The organism is Phormidium pseudopriestleyi FRX01, assembly GCF_017313335.1.
Taxonomy (GTDB): domain Bacteria; phylum Cyanobacteriota; class Cyanobacteriia; order Cyanobacteriales; family Laspinemataceae; genus Laspinema; species Laspinema pseudopriestleyi.
Genome location: NZ_JAFLQW010000045.1, coordinates 1 through 5,942, shown reverse-complemented (window position 1 = coordinate 5,942; position 5,942 = coordinate 1). Strand labels below are relative to the sequence as shown.

5 protein-coding genes are annotated in these 5,942 nt (G+C 47.6%); 3 read left to right on the top strand and 2 right to left on the bottom strand.

What is annotated here, in order from left to right:
* Positions 1 to 28: 28 nt before the first annotated feature.
* Positions 29 to 1,051, bottom strand: a complete 1,023-nt coding sequence (locus J0895_RS01715) for a histidine kinase (protein ID WP_242540980.1) — start codon at positions 1,049 to 1,051, stop codon at positions 29 to 31.
* Between the two features lie 325 nt (positions 1,052 to 1,376).
* On the opposite strand from J0895_RS01715, the gene J0895_RS01710 reads away from it, so the two are divergent.
* The 3 genes from J0895_RS01710 to J0895_RS01700 all read left to right on the top strand — a co-directional run bounded on the left by J0895_RS01710 (position 1,377) and on the right by J0895_RS01700 (position 4,878).
* Positions 1,377 to 3,185 (top strand): DUF2079 domain-containing protein, encoded by a 1,809-nt coding sequence (locus J0895_RS01710; RefSeq protein WP_207086419.1) that lies wholly within the window; start codon positions 1,377 to 1,379, stop codon positions 3,183 to 3,185.
* A 94-nt stretch (positions 3,186 to 3,279) separates the two neighbouring features.
* The gene (locus J0895_RS01705) at positions 3,280 to 4,467 is read left to right on the top strand and encodes a glycosyltransferase family 4 protein (protein ID WP_207086418.1); all 1,188 of its coding nucleotides are present in this window, start codon (positions 3,280 to 3,282) and stop codon (positions 4,465 to 4,467) included.
* Positions 4,468 to 4,539: 72 nt separating this feature from the next.
* Complete coding sequence (locus tag J0895_RS01700; RefSeq protein ID WP_207086417.1) at positions 4,540 to 4,878, top strand: hypothetical protein; 339 nt, start codon at positions 4,540 to 4,542, stop codon at positions 4,876 to 4,878.
* A 173-nt stretch (positions 4,879 to 5,051) separates the two neighbouring features.
* Here J0895_RS01700 and J0895_RS01695 read toward each other — a convergent pair.
* A partial coding sequence (locus J0895_RS01695) for a cysteine desulfurase family protein (protein WP_207086416.1) occupies positions 5,052 to 5,942 on the bottom strand: 891 nt, incomplete at its 5' end.

Genomic DNA, 5,942 nt, shown 5'->3' with positions numbered 1-5,942 from the left:
CGATAGAGCGCTACATTAACGACCCTCATCATGGTTGGACTACAGTGTAGGCGGTTAAAACCGCTCGTGTGGGCTTTCCACCTCGGTCTAAAGACGCGAGGCTACCAGCCCTACCGTGTTTCTCTTGTGTCGTGCGGTGCAAGATACAAACTTCAATTTTTCCGCCTTGGGGAGTGTACTTAATGGCATTGTCAACAAGATTTACAATCACCTGGCGGACCCGTTCTCCATCGGCATAAACCGAGGGTAAATCGTTAGGAATGTCAGTTTTTAGGGTATGGGATTTTGCCAATAAGCGGTCTTTGAAATTTTCCAGGATATTCAAAGTCAGGGTTTTGAGGTTGAGTTTCTGGGGATGAATGTGAAACTCTGCACTATTTGTGCTGTGAGCAGCAACAAGGATATCTGATATCATGCGATCGATGAGGCGGGTTTGAGTGCGAGCATGGTAAATTAATCTTGCCCTGAGTGCCGATGCTGCCTCGGGATTGAGAGCTTTTTCCGGTTTGTAAGTGATTTCTAGGGTTTCTAAAGCCAGGGAAGCTGCCGTCAGAGGATTTCGCAACTCATGGGCTAACATGGCAATCAGGCGGTCCTTAAAATGGAGTTGGTCTCGTAGTTCTTCTTTTTCCTGCTTGAGGCGAAAAATTTCATCGGAGAGTTCCATTAATTCAGCCGAATGTGCCAGTTCAGAAGAGATACTTTTCCTGGGATAATGCCCGATCGCTTCTTCTGATGCCTGCTTGCTGAGATACTCCTCCACCGACTTTTGCCAGCGATCCCACCACTTATCGAGTTCGGCTACTAAATTGCTACCGGCTAGAACTTGTCGGGGTCCCGGGTGGAGTTTAATTAAAGCCGGAGTCGCGACAAGTTTAAATTGTTCAGCCAAATAAGGCTGTTCGCTGACGTCAATGATCTCTAAGTCAAAAGGGATACCTGTCCGCAGTTTCTGAAAATAACTGCGGATTCTCCGAATTTGTTCGCTAGATTTTGGACGCCTATCAACAAATAGGACAAGCTTTAAAGGTGCTTCATCATTCTGATGCATGGTTTTTTCCGGAACTGCCCTCATGCAATCCCCTTGTGGCAATGCGGCTAAAAAGTAACATTCATTTTGAGTCGGAGACCCGTGAGTCGATCGCCCTAGTGATTCTTTTATTTTTTTTTAGATTTATAAATTATCCTGTTTATGGTCGATTCGTGAAAGAGTAGAATTGATTCGACTCTCGTCACGACTTGCCTGCCCAGAAGGAAAAGAACTAGGGCCTCCTCACTGGTCTAAACCCACCCAATAGAACCTCAACTTTCAACCTGTTGAGGCAACAGAACGTTAGTTGTCAAACCTTAACATTTTCTTAAGACTTAAGCGAGGAATGTTGTCAAACTTGCAGAAAAAATCAGGGGGGCGGTTGGTGGTCACAGTTGCGATCGCCTTCTTTGTGGTGACAATAGTCTTCACTCTCCACCGCTACTACACCTTTTACGCCTCTTTTGACCAGGGAATTTTCAACCAAGTCTTTTGGAATAGCAGCCAGGGGCGCTTGTTTCAAAGTTCCCTCTCATCGGGCCTTTCCACCAATGTCGTCCATAGTGGAGAAGTCCCAGACGTTTCCTATCACCGCCTCGGACAACATTTTACCCCGGCCCTATTACTCTGGCTGCCCATTTACAGTCTGTTTCCGTCTCCGGTGACCTTAAGCGTCCTCCATGTTACCCTCGTCACCGCTGCCGGAGGGGTACTCTACCTCCTCGCCCGAGTCTATCTGCAACCGGCGATCGCCAGTTGGATTGCCGTTAGCTATTATGCCGCCAATGCGATCGCCGGTCCCACCCTCTCCAATTTCCATGACAACTTCCAGATGCCCTTATTTGTCTTCAGTCTGTTGTTGGCAATGGAAAAACGTTGGTGGTGGCTCTTTTGGCCCCTCGCCCTCTGCATCCTCGCAGTCCGGGCCGATGGCGGCATCTCCCTATTTGGCGTCGGAGTGTACATGATCCTCAGCAAACGCTATCCCAAAAGCGGATTAGCCATTTGTACCCTCAGCTTCACCTATATTGCCATCTTGACCAACTGGGTCATGCCCCTATTTTCTGACGATATTTCTCGCAGGTTCACCATTGAGCGCTTCGGGCAGTACGTTGATAAAGAAGAAGCGACTACTTTGGAGATTCTCTGGGCCTTTATCAGCCAACCGGGATTAGTGATTTGGGAGATTATCACGCCAATAGGGGGAAAAATTAAGTATCTCCTGGGACAATGGCTGCCGTTGGCCTTTATTCCCGCTTTCTCCCCTGCCGCTTGGGCGATCGCCGGATTTCCCCTGTTAGCGATTTTCTTGCAGCAAGGTCAAACCGCCCTATCCATTAACATCCGCTATGCCATGACAGTGGTCCCGGGTCTGTGTTATGGCGCAATCCTCTGGTGGTCCTACCGGCAACAGTCCCTGCAAACCCCAGTCCGGGACGTGATTCGCCAGGGATTGTGGAATAAACCCACCGTCGAACCGGACAACATCCAGGAGGTGAAAGGATTAAGGAAACAGATGTCTCTGTGGGGCGATCGCCTCAGAGCCCTACTCAAACCCCTTCGCAAAAAAGCCGACAACTGGTGGGAAACCCATCCCAAACTGCTAAAACTTTCCATGCAGCGCTTTTGGACTATTTGCATTGGATTATCCCTGTTATTTACCTTTACCTCCAACCCGAATCGCACCTTTTATTTTATTATTCCCGACTCAATCAACCCCTGGGTGTACGTTTCCCTGCCGCAGCAGTGGCAACATAGTGGACATATCCGAAACTTAATGTCCCAGATTCCACCGGATGCCAGTGTTTCCGCCACCACCTATTTAGTGCCTTCCCTCTCCGGAAGAACGGAAATTCTGCGCTTTCCGTTTTTGCGGTTCCGCAATGATGCAGGAGAAGAGGTTAACGTCGAATATGCGATCGCCGACTTGTGGCAACTCCAACAATATCTCCCCGCCTTCAAACATGACCGCGCCCTATTTCGCGATTTAGTCCCCTTTATCGAACAACTGCATACCACAGACCAATATGGCATCATTGGATTTGAACAGGGAGTCATTTTAATGCGCCGACAAACCCCATCGAATTCAGCAGCATTAGCGGCATGGCAAAGGTATCGTCAAGAAATTGAGCCATTATTGAAACCCGATCCGTAAACAACAACCAGCGGGTTTTTAAACTCCGCTGGTTGTTGTTTACGGGGAAAAATGTTAGTTCTATCCAAACCTAAATTTGTCTAAATCTGCGTTCATGAAAATTCTGGTACTCACTTGGGAGTTTCCTCCCCGGATTGTCGGGGGTATTGCACGTCACGTTGCCGAATTGTATCCGGAGTTGGTGAAATTGGGCCATTGCGTCCATTTAGTCACCGTGGAATTTGGTAATGCACCGATGTATGAACAAATTGAAGGGATTGAGGTACATCGGGTCCCCGTCGAACACGGAAACGACTTCTTCCACTGGGTGGCCAACATGAACGAAAGCATGGGACGTCATGGGGGTAAATTGATTTTAGAAGAAGGACCCTTCGACCTGATTCACGCCCATGATTGGTTAGTTGCTGATGCGGCGATCGCCCTCAAACACCATTTTAAAATTCCCCTCGTTGCCACCATCCACGCCACCGAACATGGACGAAACAACGGACTTCATAACGAAATCCAGAGGTATATCGCCCAGAAAGAGGGAGACTTATTGCACAACTCCTGGCGGACCATCGTCTGTAGCGACTATATGCGTCGAGAAGTTGAACAGGCATTAGGCTGTCCCTGGGATAAAATCAACGTCATTTTTAATGGCATCCGGGCCGAAAAAAAACCCCGGTGGCAGGATTTTGATGCCCAAACCTTCCGCCGTCAATTTGCAGAAGATAATGAAAAAATCGTCTACTATGTCGGTCGAATGACCTATGAAAAAGGGGTCGAAGTCTTATTAAAAGCCGCACCAAAAATCCTCTCAGAAATGGGAGGATTGGTCAAATTTGCCATTGTGGGCGGTGGCAACACTGACCACCTCAAGCAATTAGCTTCTGCCTTAAATATCTGGCCTCAGTGCTATTTTACCGGCTTCATGTTTGAGGATGACCTACACAAATTTCAAACCGTCGCCGATTGTGCCGTTTTCCCCAGTCTCTATGAACCTTTTGGAATTGTTGCCTTAGAAAGTTTTGCCGCCAGGGTTCCCGTCGTCGTTTCCGATACTGGAGGATTACCGGAGGTGGTTCAACATACAAAAACCGGCGTCGTCACCTGGACAAATAATCCCAACTCCCTCGCTGGGGGAATTTTAGATGTGTTAAAAAATCCAGAGTATGTTCAGTGGTTAATTGATAATGCTTACGCGGATTTAAAGCAGCGATTTAGTTGGCCGAAATTGGCTCAACAAACCGAAGCAGTTTATCATCAAGTGGTGAATGAGCGATCGCAAATTATTTGGTAATGCTAGAGGGAATTATCCAGGTTGACCTAGAGTAATCCTAAATCAGTTGTGGAATAGTCCAAGCTATATAACTTGAAAGAGTCCAGAACCGACTATTTCCAGACCAACCCGAGAGTCAAAGACGGGTCCGCAATTTCTTCCCCCAAAAGGGTCAATTATGAGCGTGACAGGCCAATTCATCTTGAATCCCAAACGTCTGTAGAACTCCAAGACGAACCAGAAAAATCGGAACAGTTATTACTCAATATTTCCCCTTGCGATCGCCAAACGGTTAAAAGACAATCAAACTGCGATCGCCGACTATTTCCCCGATGTCACCATTTTATTTGCCGACATTGGGCGATGCTAACATGGTTGTCGGAGGATTACCAGAACAACGTCCTGACTCCGCCGGTGCGATCGGCACAATGACCCTAGAAATGCAGCAATCCGTCCAAAAATGAGGACCCATTACCATCAAAGTAAAAAGACAAATGAACACCTATTTGCTAATCGACAAAACCCCCAATCTCCCCCAATCAAACCCCAAAATCCTTCTATGAAATCCCTCAGTGAAAATCCGTGAAATCCGTGGTTTATCCCTCTTACCTCAACAATCCTCCCCGAACTTTCCGTAACGATTCAATGGTAGTAATCGCCTGTTGCGCCACTCTATCAATCTCCTCAATCGTATTAAATCGCCCGATGCCAAATCGCACCGAAGCAAATGCCAACTCCGGCGATCGCCCGACTGCCTCCAACACATGAGACGGCGCAATTTTAGCCGAAGTACAAGCGGAACCCGATGACACCGCCATCACCGATTGCAGTCCCAGCAATAACGCTTGACCATCCACTCCCGCTACACTTATATTTAGATTACCGGCTAATCGTTGGGTGGGATGACCATTCAGAAATACTGATTCCAGAGATTGCAATTTCTCCCATAACCGCTGACGCAATGTCATCAGGCGATCGCATTCTGACTCCATTTCTGCCAATCCCAACTCCACCGCTTTGGCAAATCCCACAATCTGAGGCACATACAGCGTCCCCGATCGCAATCCTCTTTCATGTCCTCCCCCATGAATCTGGGGCGCAATTTTTACCCGAGGATGACGACGACGAACATAGAGTGCACCGACTCCTTTTGGTCCATATATTTTATGGGCCGTTAATGACATTAAATCCACCTGCATCTCCTGCACATCCAGGGGAATTTTACCAATCGCTTGGGCGGCATCTGTATGAAAAATAATCCCGCGTTCTTTACAGATTAACCCTATTTCCTTCAACGGTTGTAAAACGCCAATTTCATTATTTGCCGCCATTACTGACACCAACACCGTATCAGGACGACAGGCAGTTTCTAACTCGGATAAATCCAGCAATCCATCGGGTTGAACCGGCAAATAGGTGATTTCAAATCCCAAGGTTTCTAAGTAGGCACAGGGGTCGAGAACCGCATTATGTTCGGTTTGAACGGTAATAATATG

Bases quoted from the DNA above. Each gene is read 5' to 3' on its own strand.
- J0895_RS01715 (WP_242540980.1), bottom strand. From the start codon at position 1,051: ATGCATCAGAATGATGAAGCACCTTTAAAGCTTGTCCTATTTGTTGAT.
- J0895_RS01710 (WP_207086419.1), top strand. From the start codon at position 1,377: ATGTTGTCAAACTTGCAGAAAAAATCAGGGGGGCGGTTGGTGGTCACA.
- J0895_RS01705 (WP_207086418.1), top strand. From the start codon at position 3,280: ATGAAAATTCTGGTACTCACTTGGGAGTTTCCTCCCCGGATTGTCGGG.